Here is an 18,436-nt window from a genome sequence, read left to right on the forward strand (position 1 = left end):
CTCTCGGGGGCCGACGTGCCGACCCACAGCGCGAGCCCGGTCCGACTCCTCGGCCGGCTGCCCGCTCTGTCGACTGGGGAGCACGCCATGCACGAAGCCCAGGCCCACACCGGACCTACCGACGTCCTGCCGCAGGCATCCTGCGGCTTCTACCTGGTGCACCATGACGCCGGATTCGTCCTCCACATGAGCGCCAGCCCGGAGCATCTGCGGGAGATGCGGCAGGCGGTGTTCAAGACGGTCACCGGGTCGGGAATAGGCGAGGAGATCGCGGACGCGGCACAACTGGTGGCCAGCGAACTCGTCGGCAACGCGGTGCGGCTCTGCGGCCCCTGGGCCCCGGTCATCGTCCAGGTCCAGCCCCAAGACGATCTGGTGCTGGTGAAGGTGCACGACCCTGAGGCCGCCGCCGTTCCCAAGCGCCGCGACCAGGCACCGGACAACGCCGAAGCCGAGGCCGGGCGGGGGCTGTGGATTCTCGACGCGCTCGCCCCGGGCTGGACGGTGAAGCCGACTGAAGTCGGCAAGCAGATCACCTGCGCCCTGTCCGCCCCGGCCCTCGTGGACGTCTGACACATCTTCCGGCCCGCACGACGGCTGCCCCCCTTCCTCGGGCCGCCCGCAGGGCCGGGGCCGGCCGTACCGCGCGACCGGCGCCCCGGCGCGTGTGCGGCGGGCACCGCTCCTTCCTCCTCCTTGAGAGCGGTGCCGTTCGCGGTCCGGCCGCTGCCACACCCCCGTTGCCGGCGGCCGGACCGCCCCTTCGAAGCACTGCATGACCGGCACCACCTGCAGCCCCAACCGCTCGTGCCCTGGAGGTTCTTGATGGAGCTTGTTCCCGCCCGCATGACCGGCGTCGACGCCGTCACCGTCCGGCCCGGCCGCCCGCTGGCCGGCACGGTCAGGGCGGACGGATCGAAGAACGCGGCCCTGCCGCTTCTGGCCGCCGCCGCGTCTCTCCGTCGCGGGGTGCACCTGTCCGGCGTCCCCGCCAGTGCCGACGTCCAGAGGATGCTCGGCCTGCTTGAGCAGTGCGGCTACCGCGTCGCCCACCCGGTCGCCGAGCCGGGGGCCGTGATCGTGATGCCCAAGGGCGGCCCGATCGGGGTACCCGAGCTGGCGGACGCGGCCCGGATCAGGGCCTCCTACTACCTGGTGGCGCCGCTGCTGGCGGCCTGCGGGCAGGCGGTGCTGCCCTGGCCGGGCGGCTGCCGGATCGGCGACCGCGGGATGGACCTGCACTTCAAGGTGTACGAGGCGTTCGGTGACACTGTCCTGCTCGACGACACCGGATACCGCGTACGCGCCGGACAGACTCGCGACAAGGTCGTCCTCACGCTGCCGTTCCGCTCACGCGGAGCGAGCATTGCCGCCGTGTGCCGGGCGGTCGCCTCCGGCAGTCGCCTGGAACTGGGCAATCCGAACCTGTCGCCGGAGACCACCGGGGTGCTCGCCGCCTTACGCACCGCCGGGTGGCAGGCCCATGCCAGCGAGGACCAGATCACGCTGGACCCCCCGCCGGGCGCTACGGCCGGCACCGTCGCCTGGACGGTCCCCGGCGACAAGACCGAGGCGGGCACGCTGGCCTGTGCGATCGCGGCCACCGGCGGCGAGGGCCGCATCGAGGGCATCAACGGCCCCGACCTCAAGGCCCTTGCGGGCCTGCTGGACTGGGTCGGCGTTCCCATCACGCTTGCCCCCGACGCCATCACCGTCCACCAGGCCCGCACGGTCGGCGGACGGCCGCTGCGGGCGATCGCCTCACTGGCTCCGGACGGCCTGGACGCTGACTTCGAACCCCCGCTGATGGCCCTGGCTCTCACTCTGCCTGGCATCCACCTGTTCTGCGACGACATCAACCCCGGCCGCCACAGCAACCTGATCCCGCAGCTCACCCGCCTCGGCGGCGTGATCGAAGAACTCTCTGCCACCCACTGCCGCCTGGTCGGCCCCCAGCGGCTGAGCGGGACCGGCGTGCAGGCCACCGACATCCGCACCGGCTCCGCGCTGATGATCGCCGCCTTGAACGCCCGCGGCGCCACCACCGTCAGCGGCCTCGACCAGCTTCGGCGTGGACACGCCGACCTGCCGGGCAAACTCCGCACGCTCGGCGCCGACATCACCGAGGTACTGCAATGACCAGGACCTTCACCCAGATCGTGGCCACCACTGACGTCCACTCCGCCCTCGACCGGGCCGACAGCCTGCTTCCGCACCTGTACGGTCTGCGGGCGACCTCGCTGATTGCCGACTGCGGCGACTTCTTCGAGGGCACCGGCTACTACCAGCTGGGCAAGGGGGCCAGTGAGCGAGAGATCCTCACGACGCTGTATGACGTCCTTGCCCCCGGCAACCACGGCTGGCCCCACTACTTCGAGCCGAGCCTGCGTGAGATGACCGTGTGCGCCAACGCCGTCGACGACAGTACTGGGCGGCCGCTGTTCGACCGCATACGCATTGTCGACGTGCAAGGCCGCCGTGTCGCAGTCACCGCGGTCATCGGCGTCAGGGCGTTCCACACCATCCCCGTCGACCAGCGGGCCGGGCACCGCGTCACCGATCCCGCCACCGTTTTGCGCGAACTGATGCTGGAACACCACCACCACGTGGACGCGTGGATGGTGCTGTCCCACTCCGGCTTCGAGACGGACCTCGAACTCGCCGTCGCCTGCCCGTTCGTGGACGTCATCTTCGCCGGGCACTGCCACAGCAGCACCTACGGGCCGCTGAACGTCGGCGACACCCTTGTGGTCAAGGGCGGCGAGCTCGGCGCCGGATACGCCGCCGCCGAACCCGTCGGGTCCGGATGGGCCGCCCGCACCGCACCCTTCCCCGACAACGGCACGGTCCCCGCCGAACTCGCCGCCCTGAAGGAGAAGATCGCCTTCGCCGGCCGGATGCTCGCTGCCCGCCTCGGCACCGTCAACGAGCCCTACCGGGACACCGAGCTGGACCGGCACCGCCTCCTGCAGGACATCGCGGACCGGCTGCACACCGGGCTCGGCGCCGACGCGGTCATCCTCAACGACACCACTCTGCGGCCCACTCGCCTTACCGATGTGCTCACGCTCGGGGACCTGCTGGCCATCGAACCGTTCGACAACCAGCTCGTCCACGCCTTCCTCCCCGACGCATACACGGCCGACATGGACGGCTTGCTCGCGTACTTGGCCGAGCGGGTCGGGCCGTTGGCCATCGCGCCCCGCACGCTGCCGCAGGAGATCCGGTCCGTGCTGACCACCGACTACCTCGCCGACACCTACTTCGGCGGACGCACACACGAGGCCGGACTCCGGCTCGGCCAGACCGTCCGCCGCATCGTTGCCACCCCACTGCCCGACCAGGAGGAAGGCGCCCGATGATCCTCACCGGCCCCGAGATCACAGCAGCCGCTCACGACGGCCGCTTAACGATCAGCCCCTTCGAACCGGACCAGGTCAATCCCAACAGCTACAACGTCCGCCTCGGCCCCACCTTGCTGACCTACACCGCCCCCGTCATCGACGCCCACCACCCCAACCCCACCACCGCCGTCGAGATCGGCCCCGGCGGCTACGTCCTCCAGCCCGGCGAGCTCTACCTCGGCCACACCCTCGAACAGGTCGGCTCCGACATCTTCGTTCCGCTGCTGTTCGGCCGCTCCTCCGTCGGCCGGCTCGGCCTGTTCGTCGAGATCACCGCCCCCATCGGCGACATCGGATTCCACGGCCAGTGGACCCTGATGCTCTCCCCGATCCGGCCCTTGCGGGTGTACGCGGGCATGAAGATCGGGCAGGTCATGTTCTTCGTCTCCACCGGCGACATCGACCTCTACCGCGGCAAGTACCAGGCCGCCGCCGGCCCCCAGCCCTCCCGCTACTGGCGCGATGCGGCCCGCATGAGGGCGGTGGCCTCGTGATCCTCACTGGCCCCGCCATCGCCGCTGCCGTCCACACCGGGGAGATCATCATCGATCCCTACGATCCCGTCCGCGTCTCCCCGAACGCCTACGACTGGCGGCTCGGCGACACCATCCGCGTCTGCGACGGCGACCTGGACGCCGCCGCTCCCACCGCGTTCACCGAACAGGACATCCCCCACTACGGCCTCATCCTCGTCCCCGGACTGCTCTACCTCGGCGTCACCCACGAGCGGACGGGCTCGGAGACGTTCGCGCAGATGCTCAACGGTGACCGCACCATCGGCTCTCTGGGCATCTGGGTCCACGTCTCCGCCCCGCTCGGCCACCAGGGACACGCGATCCGCTGGACCCTGGAGATCCGTGCAGCCAAGCCCGTGCGGGTCTACCCGGGCATGACCTTCGGCAAGCTCGTCTTCATCGCCGCGCACGGGCATCCGGACAGCTACCAGCACCAGGCGGCGAAGTACGCGGCCACGGACGGCATTGACATCTCCCGCCTCTACGAGGAGATCAACGGAGGCAGCCGATGAGCCGCCCTGCGAGCCCCCCGTCCGGTCCGCGGGCCGCCACCTTCCTGGATCTGCCCGTCGGCAGTCCCGGCGGCAGCGTCGAGCTCTTCCTCGACCTGTACACCGGCGAGAAGCCCCTCATCCCCGCGAGAGCGTTCATGCTCGCCCCCACCGGTGCCCGTCCCCGCCTCCCGGCCGGACTCGAGCTGCTGTCCATCACCGGAAAGTGCCTGGAGGGTCCGGCTTTCAGCCGGTACGTCGCGACCCTGCGCACGTCGCTGACAGCCGTGCTCGACGCCGCCCAGATCAGTGTTCTGCACCTGCAGCACCTCGCCTTCGGCGCCACCCCGGCCCTGATACGGGCCTTTCCCGTACATCCCAGGATCGCCCTGGTCCACGGCACCGACCTCCTGTTCGCCGAGGCCCACCTCGACCAACTCCAGATCCTGCGTGAGACTGCCCGGGCCGCCGACGCCATCGTCGTGCCCACCGGCGCGATGGCCGACCGCCTGATCAAGCTCGCCCCGCAGACCGACCGCCGGAAGATCACCCACATCCCCTGGGGCATCCCGGACCGGCTGCTGACCGCCCCACCGGCCCGCCCGCCCCGCGCGCCGATGAGCCATCTGCGGCTGCTGTACGCGGGACGGCTCACTGCCGAGAAGGGCGCCGAAGCCCTGGTCAAGAGCCTCGCTCCGGTCCAGGGCGTCGAGCTGAGCATCGCCGCCCCCACACCCCAGTTCCATGCACTGGCGCCCCTGCTGAAACGGGCCGGGGTCCGGGCCCGCTATCTGGGCTGGCTCCGCCGCCCCCAGCTGTGGAAGGCATTCACCGAGCACGACGTGCTCGTCATGCCGTCCACCACCCTGGAGGCCATGGGCCTGGTCGCCCTCGAAGCCCAGGCATGCGGGCTGCCCGTCCTCTACCAGCCGGTGCCGGGCCTGAGCGAGGCCCTTGCCGCCTCCGCCATGGCCACCGACTTCACCCACCCCGCGGCCCTCGCCCGCGACCTGGCCCGGCTGCGGACCGCGCCCGGGCTGCTGCCCGCCCTACGGCAGGCGGGCCATGCCAACGCCGCCCACTACCCCCTCTCAGCGACCGCCAAGGCCCTGGACGACCTGGGCCATCAGCTCACCTAAACCGGCCTCCCAGACCAGGAGGCGGCGGTCGCTAGGCCGCTAGATGCCTGGTCACAGCGTTGAACCCAGCGCCGAGAGCCGCTAGACCCAGCACCCCAAGCTAGCGGCAGCGCGGCGGCACAGCCGCAACGGACGACGCGCCACTGCCCGGCCTGCCCCGTCCACGTCACTACGCTGACCGGCGGGAGCCGACGGCGAACAGGGAGACCATGACGTACCGCACCGACCGCATCAAAGCCCTGCTGGACGAAGGCGTCCGCAACAAGGTCTACCCCGGCGCCGTGTGGGCCGCCGGCGACGCCGCCGGCATCCGGGCATCCGGCGTCACCGGGGTCCTGGACCCCGACGAACCGGGTGTGAAGATGCAGCCCAACACCGTCTTCGACGCCGCCAGCCTCACCAAGATCCTCGCCGTCTGGTCCTCCGTCGGTGCCCTGTGGGAAGACAGTGTCCTCGACCTCGACGCCCCGCTCGGCGCCCTCTGGCCCGAGGTCACCGACCGACCGCTCGGCATAGTGACCGCCCGCCAGCTGCTGACCCACACCGCAGGCGTCCCGCTGCGGGCCCAGCTGAAGAACCTCTACGGCACCGATCGGCAGGTCATCCGGGTCGGTGTGCTGCACGAGGCTCTGCACCGGCCGCCCGGCGAGGCAGTCGAGTACACCGACCGAGCCGCCCTCATCCTCGGCTACCTTGCCGAACACCTCTCCGGCCAGCCCCTGAACCAGTTGGCCGACGCCCGCACCTGGCAGCCGCTCGGCATGACCTCCACCCGCTTCGGCCCACTGCCCGCCGAGATCGCCGCCCGCTGTGCGCCGACCGAGCTCGACCAGGACACCGACACCCACCTCAAGGGCGTCGCCCACGACTTCTCCGCCCGCCTGCTGGGCGGGGTGTGCGGCATTGCTGGCGCCTTTACCGTCCTCGGCGACCTGATCCGCTTCCTGCGGTACATGCTGGACGCCTCGGCGGCCCCTGCTCAGGCCGGTTTCGGGGCTGAGTGGACGGCCACTTCCTTGACCGTGCAGACCGGCGGCCTGGAGCCTGCCCGCGGCCTCTTCTGGCACCCGGCCCCCGGCACCACCGACGAGCAGCACGTGTGGGTGCACTACGGGTTCACCGGCACCGGCATGTGGATCTCACCCGATCAGGACCGCTGGGCGGTGCTGCTGACCAACAAGCTGTACTACACGCGCGACCGTCAGCCCCTGACCGACGTACGCAATACCTTCCGTCAACTCGCTTTCTCCTGAACGCTTGTAGGGCCGGGCTTCGCGAGATCTCGCGGTATCCGTGGAACGCGCATGCCACGAGTTTGATACGCGGGCCAAAACACCGGAACGGGACGACCATGATCGCCCTGCAAGGCGCCGGTCGCCTGCGTCATCTTGGCGCCCAAGTGATCGACCGACTCACGCCAGCCCGCATACGACGCCGTGTTCGCGTACATCCGCAGACAGCCCCGCGACTTCCTGCCCACCACCGTCGTCAACAGGAACGCGATGATCCGGCGCGCCGTACACGCTGCTCTCAACGTGGTGGGCATCCCAGGGCCGCAGGAGACCGGCACCACCCCGAGACTCAGCGGGTCGCGCACAGCTGCGGCCAGGAACCGCACACCTGGGGCTGCGTGACCACCGCCCCGGCAGCGATCGAAGCGACCGGGCCGCACACCGGCCTCGTCGTAGAGCCATACCGCAACGACCGAAGGGAGAACGTCTGGGTGTTCCGCTGCTGGGGCACCGACACCCGCGACGGCTGGCTATCCCTCGACCACTACAGCGAGTAGTCCGCGACCTGGGCCCGCGACCGGCACGGCACTGAGGAACACCCGAACGAAGAGCAGCTCCTCACCGCAGCCGACCGCGTCCGCGCGCTACACCCGCGGAACGAGAACACCGGCGAGTGCGAGTACTGCTCGGCCCGCGGCTACCCGACCTACGCGGTGTCGTACCCGTGCGACCGATCCGCGCGCTCGACGGAGAAGAGCAGCCCGGTGCCTGACCTGCACGGCTGGATCCCTCAGCAATCGACAAAACCGAACACCAGGCATGCACTGCCGCCGAACTCCAAGCGCCACAGTGGACATGCCCCTCCACCGGCGTCGTTGACCTCGCCGACGACCCGATCTCCACCGGCGACCGAGACGTGGCCTATCACATCGTCCGCCACGACCCGGCCGCTGTACTGCGCCGCTGCACCGCCGACCGGGCATTACTCGCACGGCGGATGCTGCCACTCCTGTCCCGCCAAGGATGAAACCGGCTATCTCGACGGGTGGACCGAGTTCAACTACGGAGACACCTGCCCCGTTATTCCAGCTCCTCGCCGAGGGCTACGGCCTCACCCCGAAGATCCTGGCGACGCTCGACCAGCCGGAGACCTCTCCCCAGCCCGGGCGTCCCGACATCCCGCCGCCCGTCCACACGCATCCCGACCACTACCACAGCGTGTCTGCTCTGTCGTCTCGCAAGGTGCCCTCCACGTAGGCATGAAAGGCTTCTGCCGCGAGGAGGGTGGGGGCCGCCGCGTAAGCGACAGCCCCCGGAATGGGCTGGCCCGTGATCTCCATGATGCGGTTCAGAACCGCGACAACCGCCGCCTTCGCATCCCCGGCTCGAACACTCACATCGTGAGGATGGAGCACGCGCAGCGGGTCCTCGCGGACCCGGATGAGCGTGTATCCAGCAGCGCGAATGGCGTCAGACTTACGCCTGTCGCGAGCCTCAGAACCGGGACGGGCGTGCCAGAAGCAGCCATCGAACTCGACGACAATACGGTGCGCGGAATTGAGGATGTCGACCTCCCAGCGTCTGCCACCCGCAGTCAACTTGGCGCCGGTCGGCTGCGTACCCGGCAGTAAGGCCCGGAGTTCGAAACCAAGCCTGAGCTGCCGGCGGGACGTGCGAGTAAGGCGGCAGTGGGGGCAGCCGGAGCGCAAAGGACCAGTCCGGGCCGAACAGCAGGTGGTCCAGATGTGTAGAGGGTTTCGACGGCAGCGCCAAGTGATGCTGCGGCTGCTCGACGCGGTGACCTGCCACGGTGTTAGACCGTCGTTGAGGAGCGGGTCGAGTTCGGCGGCGACCTCGGGGGCGCGGGTCGCAAGCGCGTTCGTGACCGAGATCAGATGGCCAGCGCAGTAGGGGCACCCAGTCGAACTGCCGGGGTTGGTGCGGACAGAGGGTGCGGCTTGCCACCGATGGTCGGGGCCAGCGGAGCACGCCCACCAGGCTTTGGCGCTTGACCGGCCCGAGAGTGTACCGGGGGTCAGCGGAGCATTGCGACCCAGGTCGAACTGGGCCGCAGCGTCGGGATGCAACGACAGACGGTTGGTGACTGACGCCCGTCGGCCAGCGCAGAAGGGGCAGCCGTTACCTGTGGCCGTGCGATGCACCACAGGAGAAGCCCAGACATGATCGGGACCCTCCGGACAACGCCAGGTGACGACCCGGCGCGTCCCGGCGAGGACTTCCTCGGGCGTCAGTCCATCGTTGAGCGCCGGATCGAGTTCGGTTGCGAGCTCAGGGTGACGCGCGGCCAGACTGTTAGTGACCGACAACTGGTACCCGGAACAGCACGGGCAGCCGGTTGGATTCGAAGCGCTGGTCCGAGCACAGATGGCGGCCTGCCATCGGTGGTCCGTGCCAGCCGAGCAACGCCACCAGACCACACGCTTGGAGCCGTAAGACACCTGTCCGGGATCAATGCCGTGGTTGCGGTCGACGTCGAACTCCGCCGCCACCCTCGGGTGGATCACCGCCAGCGAACGCAACGCGGGGTCGAGCCGATTGCCAGAACACCACGGACAACCCGCAGGTCGCGGCTTCGTCTTCGTGCGAGTGTGTACCTCCGCCTGCCACACATGCCCGTGATCGACAGCGCAGCGCCACCAAATACGCGTGTGGCTGCCCGGCAGCAGATCCTCCGCTCGCAACCCATCGTTGAGTGTGGCGTCGAGCTCCGCCGCGACAGCCGGGTGCAGCACCGCAAGGTTCCGGCCAACGCTCGGCCGCTTGCCCGCGCAATACGGACAACCATGGCCCAACACGCCCCGGTTGTATGGAGACGCCTCCCACCGGTGATCCACACCCTTTGGGCAAACCCACGGCACTTTCCCCCGGCGCCGCAACGACACGAGATGCGCCGGGCCCGCCTCCTCAGCCAGCTGCGCAACAAGTTCAGGACGGTCCGCCACCGTCTCATCCACCCCGTACCTCCCACCACTTGTGAAGAAGGCAGCATGGCGTACCGCACTGACAACGACCGCCGCGCCGGGCTCAGGCCCTCGTAAACGTCCAAGATGGGTCCGTGACTACTCCCGCCCGGCCCGCCACCCTACCGCTGCAGGAAGTACTGCGACTGCTGGCCGCGGCATTCCCCGCAGCGGCACCGGATACCGCTGCCCCCTCACAACTCTCTGAAGAGCTGGACAACATTCTTCGCGCGATCCGCGGCGCCCAAATGCGGGGCCGGCCGATCGGGAGCCCGAACTGGTGCCGCCCGCCCATCCTGAAACCACTGCCGATCGCGTGGCCAGAAGACATCCGCCTCGACAGCGAAGGCCTCTACCACCCTGCCTACGACAGCGAGCGACGCTACTGCCGCATCTGCTACCCCAAATATGCTGAATGGGTCGGCGATCCAGTGAACCCGGCGGTAGTTCCACGAGCAGCGCGCTGCCCCGAAGGCAACCGGCTGTGGCCCAACACGGTGATCCGCCCCTGGCACGGCCCACTACCAGAGTTCTGGATACGCCCAGGCAAAGTGCCGCGCTGGTACGTCTGGTGGCGCCTGTGGGGAGTCCAGCACGGCCGATGTGCCACATGCCCGGGGCCGCCCCAGGTCATCGACCACGACCACACCACTGGCCTTGTTCGTGGCCTGTTGTGCTACGAGTGCAATTTCGAGGAAGCAGCGTGCGCCATCGGGCTCGCACTGCACCAGCACTCGGGGATCTGCTGGTACCGCCGCTACTGGTACAGCCCACCTGGGGCCCGGTTCGGTTGGTACTGGCCCGACCCGAAGCGGCAAGGCGGCATCCAATTGTTCCTGCCCAGTCCGCCAATGTGGCCGGCTGACACGGAGCCGTTGACCGTGAAGTGCCGCCAGTGGTGCACAACCTGGATCATGCGTACGCAGGCTGGAGACGGTCCATCTCTGGCACCCTGAACTCAGCCCGCTCGTCTGCCCGCAGGAAACCCCGGCACCTGAGAACGAGTCGGCCAACAGCGAGCGGGCAGCTCGCCACCCGGCGAGGGGTGTAGCGCGGCGCGCCGGGCGGCGTCCTCCTCGCCGTTCGCGCTCTCGGCGATCCCCTGGGCCCACTCTCGGTCGTCGTACGTCCGCACGCACGCGCCGGTGAACTCGTCGACCAGGTCCCACCCTTTGCCCCCGGCGGCAGGGGCGATCCGAAAACGGGTGTCGGGCTGCTCGGCCGGGGGCTCGGCGAAGAACACGTAGCCGCTGCCGTGCGGCTCCGTCGTCGCCAGTCCGGCCCGGCGCAGGACGTCGGCCATGAACGGTGCCACGGCGCGGGAGGGCCGGTCGAGCGTGTGCCACCAGGCGACGGCGCACCGGGCGGTCCACCCGAGCGGGCGGTGTACCGGCTGCTCGGAGATCGCCACCCCGCCACGGGGGCGGTCGAGGAATCCGGCAAGGGCGGCGTCGGCACGCTGGAGCGTGGCCACCTGGGGGGCGGTGCGCTCGCGCAGCTCGGCCAGGGCGGCGGTGTGCGCGGGCAGCAGCCGCTGACGGATGTGGTCGGCCGTGTGCCGTGCGGTGGCCTTGGCCTGGCTCTCGCTGGGGCGCGGGCGGGGCAGGGCCGTGACCGTGATCGCCTTGACCTCGATGCCGTGCGCGGTTGCCTGCTCGGGCAGAACCGCGGTGACGGTGATCCGGGTCCGGGGGCGGTTGGGGGTGAATTCAAGGGCGCGGCCGTCGGCGTAGACGATCCGCACCCGGCCGGTGTCGCCGTCCTGCTCGGTGCGGTCGGCGCAGAGCTGCTCGGCAACCGAGCGTGTGAGGGACTCAAAGCCGGCGGGGGTGGACAGTTCCACGGCGGGTCTCCTTTGGGAGGGGGCGGGGCGGGGGACTGGGGGTGGTGCGCCTACGGTGCAGGGGGCTTGGCGTCGCGTTGGGCGTCGTGGCGCTCGGCGTCGGCACGGGCGTCCTCGGCGGTGTATCCGGTGTCGCACCAGGCGTGGCAGAGCTGTCCGGGCGGGGCGTTGCAGGTCTCGCACCGTTCTTCGAAGTCCTCGGGCTGGAACGGCGGCGGTGGGCTGCTCATGCCGGGACGTCCTTGATGTGCTCCGCCGCCTGGCGGGCGGATAGGACCGGGGCCCTCGTCATCAGTGCCGCGCAGCTGGCCTGCCAGATCTGCCCCGGACTGGACGGGGAGATCTGGAAGTTGGTGGCCGGGCTGACCTGCCACATGCGGCCGTGCGGGTCGGTCACGGTGTAGGTGAGGAACTGCGGGTCGTCCTGGCGGCCGTTGTCGCTCCAGGCGAGGCCGGCGGCGGTGAGGGCGCGGCCGAGCTGGGCGCAGCGTTCCGGGGTGGCGTGGGCGAACGATGCCACGGGGCTTCTCTCCTCGTGATCAGGGGCCGGGGCGGCCTGGCGGTAGGCCACCCCGGGGAGCGGCCGTGTCGGCCTACGGGCGGGTGAGCTCGCGGTGGATGCGCTCGCTGGTCTCGCGCGCCTCCCGGCGGGCCTGCGCGGCTGCGGCTTCCGGGCTGGCCGCGTAGACGATTTCGACGCTCCCGAACCGTTGTCGGCGTCCTCGCGGTACTCGTCGCACAGATCGGCCCGTTCGCCCGGATCGGCGGGGGCCTCCTCCACGTGCCAGATGTCGACGTCGCCGCCGCCCTTCCACTGACCGACCACGAAGTACGGCGGTCCCGGTTCTCCGGCGCGGCGGCGGGCCGGGCCAACCCCTCGTACTCCGACTGGAAGAGCGTCAGACGGCGGCCCTCCTCATCGGCTGCGCCCCTGCTGATCGCGGCCCACTTCGGCAGGTACTCGGCGCGGTGGGCCAGGCTCTCGCGGCCCGGTGCCAGCAGCAGCGCGAGCACCGGGTGCGGGCGGGCGGTGAACCAGCGGGCCAGCGTCCACCAGGCGGCGAGACTGCGGGCGGCCCGGACCCGGTGGGCCTCGGCCTCCTCCGGGCAGCGGGCCTGCACCCGTTCGGCGTGGGAGATCATCGCGTCCAGCCACTTCAGCAGCTGCGGGGGGTCGTGGCGACGGGCCGCATGCTGGAGGCTGGGGAAGTCGCTGCGCGCGGCGTAGTCGCTGGCGCACGCGCGCAGGATGGCGGGCTGGCCTGCTCGGGTGCGGGGCGGTCGTCCGTGTCGACCAGGGGCATCGGGTCCTGCCACCCCCAGGGCACGTCGGCGGAGTAGGCGAGCACCCGGACGGTGCTGCCCTGGTAGGCGCGGCCGCGGATGCGCACGAGCGGCTCGGCGGGCAACTCCCGCGCGCTGGTGGATCCGAGGGTGGCCCGGACGGCGTCGAACCGGTCCCACCGGGCGGGGCTGCTGGTCGCGGTCACGTGGACGGTTCCACTGGCGGCACCGGTGAGCATGTAGCGCACGGCTCCGACGGCGTCGGCCTGGGACGGGACGGCGCGGACGGGACCGGACGGAGTGGCAAAGGTGATCACAGAGTGTCTCCTCACGGGGTGTACAGGAGCGGGGAGTTGGCAGGGAGGGCGGTCCGGCTCCCCGGGGGCCGGGCTGGTGGCTTCAGCCCGTGACGGGCGGGTCTCCCAGGAACGGGGCGGGGTAGACGCGGGCGACGGGTTCCGAGCCGCTCGCGCAGTGCCGTACGGCGGCGTACACGGTGACCGGGTTCATGGCGTGCAGCCATCCGCGCTCGATGCGCCACCCGCAGACAACCGGGTCCGGTTCCTGATCGGTTCGCACGACCAGGGTGGCTAGGACCGTGCAGCTGCCTTCCATCGAGGCCGTGACGGCGGCCTCGATGGCGGCGAACTCGTCCGGGTTCGCGTCCAGGTGCCATGCAGGGGCGGTCGTGACCGTGACGGTGGCGCTGGCCAGGCGGTACCGGCCGTCGACGTCCACCGCGGCGTAGTGCAGGCGGTGACGTCCTGCCCCCAGAGCGGTGAAGAGCTGGGCGACGGCGCGCGCGGCCGTGATCGCTTCGTCTCCGGGGTACGGCAGGCTGCGGCGGTCGGCGCGGGCGGCCTGGTCGGGCTGCGGGCTCGTCACGGTGACTCCAGCGTGGCGACGGGTGGGGGCCGGCTGCGCGCGGCGGGCGGGGGTGCCCGCACGCCGTGGCGTGCGGGCACTGGTCAGATGACGGGGCGGCGGCCCAACTCGTCCAGGCGACGGATGTCGGGCGCGGGCTCCCGGATGTGGCACCAGGTGCGCCCCATGAAGTCCTCGGCGGTGTAGAAGTGCACCGTCCGGGCCCGGTCGCTTCCGCCTGCCGTGGTGTACGCGGCGGCGTACCAGTAGCCGTTGATGTTGACCGGAACGGCGTCCTCGGGCCACTCGTGCGGGATCGGGGTCAGGTGGGACCGGCGGGCGTGGTGCAGGCGGCGGTCTGTGGCGAGGTCGACCGCCATGAAGTGATTCCGCTCCATCGGGTGCCGCTCGCCGAACTCGTCGTCCTGCTCCCAGCAGGCGTCGCAGTGGCCGAACCACATGCACGGCAGGAGGTACAGGGGGCGGTCGTGCATCTCGGTGATGGTGCCGTCGTAGGTGACGCGGCTCCCGATGAACAACCGGGGCGCGGGGGCTGTGTCAGGCATGGGTGGCCTGCCAGGCTTTCGTGTTCCACTGGCGGGTCAGGTCGTCGGCGTACGCGACCTCCCGCGCGGCCTCGCCGTCCAGGGCGGCCACGACCAGGACGCTGCCCAGGATCTCGTCGGCGCGACGCTGGGCGGCGGCGGCCTGCTCCTTGCGCTTGGCCTCGTCCTCCGGCACGCGCCGTACGAGGTGGATGTGCCGGTCACGGGTGAAGATCACGACGTAGCGGCGGAAGTCCTCGATCCGCGAGGGGCGGGCCGGGCCGGTCGTGGTGTCGGCCAGCGTCGCGCGGGCCCCAGCCAGCAGCTTCGCCACTTCCTCCGTCGCCTTCGCGCCCGTGTCCCGCTGGGGCTGGTTGCGGCCGTAGTAGACGCGGGCCTTGTCACGGACGGAGGCGAACTCCACCGGGGCGTAGATGCTGAGCATCCGGCGCGCGTAGGCGTCGCGCTGGTCCCGCTCGGCCTGGGCGGCGTGGGCGGTCAGGGTCACCGTCGCCTGTCTCCACCCCAGGGCGCGGGCGGCGCAGGATGTGCCGTAGTACACGACGTCTTCGGCGGTGCCGTCCTCGTTCCCGTCTGCGTCCAGCGGCATCAGCGCTACCGTGCGCTTGAGTCCGCGGCGGCCGCAGCAACCACACTCGTCGTAGTCGTCAACGATGCCTTTGATCGTCCACTTCGGGATGGGCATGAATGGCCTTCCGTGGGGCGGTGGGTGGGGCGTCGAGCTGCTGGGCATCCGCCGGCGCGGCCTGGGCGCAGGAAGCGGCGGACGTGTTTGGCGCGGCGGGCTGCTCCGCAGACGCGACGCGCTGCCGCTACGCGGCAGGGGCGGGCCGGGGAGCGCTCCGCGCTCCTGAGGCGGGGTGAGCGCTCCGCGCTCGGGCAGGGCGGCCTCTGCGGGCCTGTGGGGGCCGGGCGGGCACCCGTGGGGGAGTACGGATGCCCGCCCGGCGTTCAGGGGGTCAGACCGTGGTGAGGGCGAATGCCTTCTCCATCAGGTCGTTCGCCGCGCCGCTGATGACCCGCTCGGCACGGGCGTCGGCCTTTTCGGCGTCGGTCTTCCCCCGGGTCGGGGCGACGTGGTTGGCGTACTCGGTGAGCGCGTTGTATCCGGCCCACCGCGTGCCCCGGATACCGGCCTGGGTGTCGGCGTGCTCGAACAGGTTCGAGATCGCCCCCCACCGCTGGCGCTGGTTGGTCTTGGTGCGGGCGTGGTCGCTGTCCTTGACCGGCCACAGCTCGTCCACCACCGACTTGAGCTCACTGAGCGTCATCTCGGCTTCGATCATGCGCTGTGCCGCCTGCTCGAACTCCTCGGCGTACCGGAACGTCAGACCGAGGGCGGAACGGGCCTGCGCGATACGGGCCTTGGCTCCGGCAGTGTGCCGCACCACGAACGAGGAACGGGCCCCGTGGATGGCCGCACGCATGGTGTTCGCGCACACGACCCGGACCGGCGTCACCACGATGCGGAACGCGCTGCCTCCGTCGTGGCTGTTGAACGCCGCGATGTACAGATCCACGTCGTCGTTCCCGCCGATCGTGAGGGACTGCGGCATCTTCATGGTCAGGAACACCTGACGGCCGTCCTTGAGCGATCCGGCAGTCTCGAAGTGCGCGCCGGACTCGTCGGCCAGCAGGTTCAGGAACTCGGCGTGCTCCTCGTTCTGAACGGGGTGGTAGTCGCTGCCGACCACTCCGAGGGTCTGCGTGCGGCCGGACTTGGGGTGCGTGCGCGCGGTCGCAAAGTGCTGCGGGACCTCCAGCGGTGCGACCCCGTCGGGTGTGATCTCGGTCGCGGTCAGGGGAAGGAGTCGCACGTTCCAGCCGGACAGAGACGCGATGCGCATGGCCTGCTCGGCGGTCATCGCGCCGTCGGTGACGGTGCCGAGCTTGTGCCAGGCGCTCGTGTTGGCGGAGGCGAAAGCGGCGGTGCCGTCGGTGAACTGCTCGATTTCGTGGGCCACTTGGGGCTTCCCTTCTGGTGACGAACTCTCGGCGTGTCCGGTAGGGGGCCAACCCTTCCGAACTAGTTCCATAATACCTAACTCTGGGAGTGGGGAAACCGATTAAAGCTCCGGCACGCCCCACCCCTGGAGCCACGCTCTGACCTGCGGCTACAGCGTGGCGACCTTGATGTCAGCAGCCGTCGCCGTAAGTGCAGTCCATGTACTGGTTGCCGCCGCAGTTCCCGCAGACGTAGTCACGGGGGACCGACTTGCCGGTGTCCTCGTCGTAGACAGCGTCACGGATGTAACCACGGTCGCATGGGCAGGCGTTTACACAGGCCATGGGGGCTCCTGTTCCCGTCTGAGGTCTTGTGGTTTGGGCTCCTGGGCGCGAACGGCCAGGCCTACATCTGCCAGTGCTGCGGCAGTGCGGTGACGCTCTCCGCGTGGACTCCGGTCAGCGCGGTGACGAACGCGCCGTTCCTGTACTCGCTGAGGCGGTAGAGCACGGACTCTCGTCCTCGGCGGTCCAACTCGCGCTCAATGCGCGTCACCCAGTAGCGGCCGTGGCAGCACTCCTGCGACCCGTGGTAACTGACCAACTGCCCGATGCTGGGGCCACTGTCCGCGTGCATCGCGGCGGACAGGTTGGACAGGGCCGTACCGAACGTGTAGGGCGGCAACGGCACGTCGGCCAACGCGGGCCCGGTGTGCCCGGTCCGTACGCCAGAGATCCATCCCGCCTCGAAAAGGGGCCGGCCCACCTCGCGCACGTCGTGCGGGAAACCGGTGTTCTCGGGGAGCTGCTCCAGGGCTGCCCGGAAAGCGGCCTCCATCTGCTCTCGCTCACCCGCGGTCGCCGGAACGGCGCGGTGGGCGGGCTCAATGCTCGTCATGCTCACAGTGACTTTCCCTCCGGTTGGTGCAGGTGCTGGGGTTACCCGGGGGGCCCGGTAAACCGGACCCCCCGATTGCCTCCTACTTCAGTCCGCGCGTCCGCAGAAATTCACTGATGCGGAATGCGACGGCTCGCACCGAAAGGGATGCATCCCGGAAGGTTCCGACAATGCGGGGCCCGGTGTCGCTGTCGTGGATGATGTGGAACTCAAACCCCTGAGCGACCGGCAGGAGGATTCGGATGGGACCGGCCGTGGTCTCGAACCGAATTGACGTGGTGTTGTCGTCCTGGTTGTGCTCGATGACGGCGTCACGGAGGAGTTCCGGGCGCGGGAGGAAATTGGCGATCCGGCGGGCCTTTGCGGCCTGAGGGGTCGTGATCTCGTCCGTGCTGGGAGCCACCTTGCCTCCGCTGATGACGATTTCCACGCTTACGCCTTTCTGTTGACGAACGTTCGGCGGTGCCGTTAGGGGGCCACCCCTTCCGACATGTTCCATAATACAGCTTTCTTGATCTGTTGCACCACCTCCCGCGCAAACTCCTGCGCTATCTCTTGCGTCATCCCCTGCCCTCGACCAGCGGCCGGCCTTTCCAACCCTCCAGGTCAGTGGGGCTCTTACGCGTGGTCGGGGAAGCTGACATCCCCTCTGCTGCCGCTCTCCCTGCCCGAATGAGAAGAAAGGTGGGGCGGGCTAGGGCGGCGCGGCAGCCTCGGGGATCGGGGCGGGGGGTTCAGGTTGCGCGTCGGCGGGGGCCTCCGCGCTCGGGCACTGGCGCGCCCGAACCTGCCGGAGGCAGCCCAACCCTCCACCCCTGAACGGGCGATCGGGCCCCGGAGGGGCCCGATCGCCCTTCCCTCGTATTCCGTGATTTACTTTTCCTCACGGAATACAATTCAAGTCTCCTCGGTTTTAAGGGAATCGGAGATTCCCTTAAAACCCGCACTGGGAAAGGCGCATGACGAACCATCAACCCAAACCCAAACTCTCCACCCCCACAATCAAAATCAGCACCCGAATTTGTGCCGGAGGCACAAACCCTCTCCAGCAGTCTTTTCGTGCCGGAGGCACGCAGGGTTATGGAATGGCCGGAGGCCAATTCCATAACCCACCGCCGGAGGCGGGCAATTCGCGCGGGGACGCGCGAAACGAGCGGAGCGAGTATTCGGCTGCCGGAGGCAGAGCGAAGCGGGCCTCCAGCGTGCGGGCGACCATGCGGTTCTCCGGATCGACAGCGGTGAACGTCCGCTCGGCGCGATCCGCGTCGTACTGGG

General features: G+C 69.9%; 23 protein-coding genes. 10 read left to right on the forward strand and 13 right to left on the reverse strand.

Going from position 1 to position 18,436, the window contains the following annotated elements; genetic code table 11:
• The first annotated feature begins 87 nt into the window (after positions 1 to 87).
• The 9 genes from ABZV34_RS27985 to ABZV34_RS28025 all read left to right on the forward strand — a co-directional run bounded on the left by ABZV34_RS27985 (position 88) and on the right by ABZV34_RS28025 (position 7,808).
• Positions 88 to 573: an ATP-binding protein gene (locus tag ABZV34_RS27985; RefSeq protein ID WP_355315551.1), complete on the forward strand. Its 486-nt coding sequence runs from the start codon at positions 88 to 90 to the stop codon at positions 571 to 573.
• A 252-nt stretch (positions 574 to 825) separates the two neighbouring features.
• The gene (locus ABZV34_RS27990; protein WP_356282297.1) at positions 826 to 2,139 is read left to right on the forward strand and encodes a UDP-N-acetylglucosamine 1-carboxyvinyltransferase; all 1,314 of its coding nucleotides are present in this window, start codon (positions 826 to 828) and stop codon (positions 2,137 to 2,139) included.
• Entirely contained in the window at positions 2,136 to 3,362 is a 1,227-nt protein-coding gene (locus ABZV34_RS27995) for a metallophosphoesterase (RefSeq protein WP_356282300.1), read from the forward strand. Before ABZV34_RS27990 ends, ABZV34_RS27995 begins: the two co-directional genes overlap by 4 nt.
• Positions 3,359 to 3,898: a dCTP deaminase gene (gene dcd, locus ABZV34_RS28000; RefSeq protein WP_356282303.1), complete on the forward strand. Its 540-nt coding sequence runs from the start codon at positions 3,359 to 3,361 to the stop codon at positions 3,896 to 3,898. The genes ABZV34_RS27995 and dcd overlap by 4 nt, the downstream gene beginning before the upstream one ends.
• Positions 3,895 to 4,431: a deoxycytidine triphosphate deaminase gene (locus ABZV34_RS28005; protein ID WP_356282306.1), complete on the forward strand. Its 537-nt coding sequence runs from the start codon at positions 3,895 to 3,897 to the stop codon at positions 4,429 to 4,431. The genes dcd and ABZV34_RS28005 overlap by 4 nt, the downstream gene beginning before the upstream one ends.
• Complete coding sequence (locus ABZV34_RS28010; RefSeq protein ID WP_356282309.1) at positions 4,428 to 5,549, forward strand: glycosyltransferase family 4 protein; 1,122 nt, start codon at positions 4,428 to 4,430, stop codon at positions 5,547 to 5,549. Before ABZV34_RS28005 ends, ABZV34_RS28010 begins: the two co-directional genes overlap by 4 nt.
• A 209-nt stretch (positions 5,550 to 5,758) precedes the next feature.
• The gene (locus tag ABZV34_RS28015; RefSeq protein ID WP_356282312.1) at positions 5,759 to 6,802 is read left to right on the forward strand and encodes a serine hydrolase domain-containing protein; all 1,044 of its coding nucleotides are present in this window, start codon (positions 5,759 to 5,761) and stop codon (positions 6,800 to 6,802) included.
• 377 nt (positions 6,803 to 7,179) lie between these two features.
• The gene (locus ABZV34_RS28020; protein ID WP_356282315.1) at positions 7,180 to 7,338 is read left to right on the forward strand and encodes a hypothetical protein; all 159 of its coding nucleotides are present in this window, start codon (positions 7,180 to 7,182) and stop codon (positions 7,336 to 7,338) included.
• Positions 7,339 to 7,577: 239 nt separating this feature from the next.
• Complete coding sequence (locus ABZV34_RS28025) at positions 7,578 to 7,808, forward strand: DUF6221 family protein (protein ID WP_356282360.1); 231 nt, start codon at positions 7,578 to 7,580, stop codon at positions 7,806 to 7,808.
• 181 nt (positions 7,809 to 7,989) lie between these two features.
• On the opposite strand, the gene ABZV34_RS28030 is transcribed toward ABZV34_RS28025, so the two are convergent.
• Positions 7,990 to 9,756, reverse strand: a complete 1,767-nt coding sequence (locus tag ABZV34_RS28030; RefSeq protein ID WP_356282318.1) for a zinc-ribbon domain-containing protein — start codon at positions 9,754 to 9,756, stop codon at positions 7,990 to 7,992.
• A gap of 254 nt (positions 9,757 to 10,010) precedes the next feature.
• On the opposite strand from ABZV34_RS28030, the gene ABZV34_RS28035 reads away from it, so the two are divergent.
• Entirely contained in the window at positions 10,011 to 10,718 is a 708-nt protein-coding gene (locus tag ABZV34_RS28035) for an endonuclease domain-containing protein (RefSeq protein WP_356282363.1), read from the forward strand.
• 2 nt (positions 10,719 to 10,720) lie between these two features.
• Here ABZV34_RS28035 and ABZV34_RS28040 read toward each other — a convergent pair whose 3' ends face one another.
• The 12 genes from ABZV34_RS28040 to ABZV34_RS28095 form a co-directional block, all read right to left on the reverse strand.
• Positions 10,721 to 11,605, reverse strand: coding sequence for a hypothetical protein (locus ABZV34_RS28040; protein ID WP_356282321.1), 885 nt, complete (start codon positions 11,603 to 11,605; stop codon positions 10,721 to 10,723).
• A 50-nt stretch (positions 11,606 to 11,655) separates the two neighbouring features.
• Positions 11,656 to 11,835 (reverse strand): hypothetical protein, encoded by a 180-nt coding sequence (locus ABZV34_RS28045; protein WP_356282324.1) that lies wholly within the window; start codon positions 11,833 to 11,835, stop codon positions 11,656 to 11,658.
• Entirely contained in the window at positions 11,832 to 12,125 is a 294-nt protein-coding gene (locus ABZV34_RS28050; protein WP_356282327.1) for a hypothetical protein, read from the reverse strand. Before ABZV34_RS28050 ends, ABZV34_RS28045 begins: the two co-directional genes overlap by 4 nt.
• Positions 12,126 to 12,762: 637 nt before the next feature.
• Positions 12,763 to 13,206, reverse strand: a complete 444-nt coding sequence (locus ABZV34_RS28055) for a hypothetical protein (RefSeq protein WP_356282330.1) — start codon at positions 13,204 to 13,206, stop codon at positions 12,763 to 12,765.
• A gap of 82 nt (positions 13,207 to 13,288) precedes the next feature.
• Positions 13,289 to 13,774 (reverse strand): hypothetical protein, encoded by a 486-nt coding sequence (locus ABZV34_RS28060; RefSeq protein ID WP_356282333.1) that lies wholly within the window; start codon positions 13,772 to 13,774, stop codon positions 13,289 to 13,291.
• Positions 13,775 to 13,857: 83 nt separating this feature from the next.
• Positions 13,858 to 14,319 (reverse strand): hypothetical protein, encoded by a 462-nt coding sequence (locus tag ABZV34_RS28065; protein WP_356282336.1) that lies wholly within the window; start codon positions 14,317 to 14,319, stop codon positions 13,858 to 13,860.
• On the reverse strand, positions 14,312 to 15,004 hold the full coding sequence (locus ABZV34_RS28070) for a hypothetical protein (RefSeq protein WP_356282339.1): 693 nt from the start codon (positions 15,002 to 15,004) through the stop codon (positions 14,312 to 14,314). Before ABZV34_RS28070 ends, ABZV34_RS28065 begins: the two co-directional genes overlap by 8 nt.
• A gap of 274 nt (positions 15,005 to 15,278) precedes the next feature.
• Positions 15,279 to 16,283 carry a DUF932 domain-containing protein gene (locus ABZV34_RS28075; RefSeq protein ID WP_356282342.1) on the reverse strand — a complete coding sequence of 335 codons (1,005 nt, stop codon included), beginning with the start codon at positions 16,281 to 16,283 and terminating at the stop codon, positions 15,279 to 15,281.
• A 172-nt stretch (positions 16,284 to 16,455) separates the two neighbouring features.
• A complete protein-coding gene (locus ABZV34_RS28080) occupies positions 16,456 to 16,608 on the reverse strand; it encodes a hypothetical protein (RefSeq protein ID WP_356282345.1) in 153 nt (50 codons plus the stop codon).
• Between the two features lie 61 nt (positions 16,609 to 16,669).
• Entirely contained in the window at positions 16,670 to 17,161 is a 492-nt protein-coding gene (locus tag ABZV34_RS28085; RefSeq protein ID WP_356282348.1) for a hypothetical protein, read from the reverse strand.
• A gap of 82 nt (positions 17,162 to 17,243) precedes the next feature.
• Complete coding sequence (locus tag ABZV34_RS28090) at positions 17,244 to 17,591, reverse strand: hypothetical protein (protein ID WP_356282351.1); 348 nt, start codon at positions 17,589 to 17,591, stop codon at positions 17,244 to 17,246.
• A 648-nt stretch (positions 17,592 to 18,239) separates the two neighbouring features.
• Positions 18,240 to 18,436 (reverse strand): hypothetical protein (locus tag ABZV34_RS28095; protein ID WP_356282354.1); only part of this gene is annotated, 197 nt, incomplete at its 5' end.

Origin of the sequence: Streptomyces sp. NPDC005195 (assembly GCF_040608315.1) — a bacterium.
GTDB lineage: Bacteria > Actinomycetota > Actinomycetes > Streptomycetales > Streptomycetaceae > Streptomyces > Streptomyces kaempferi.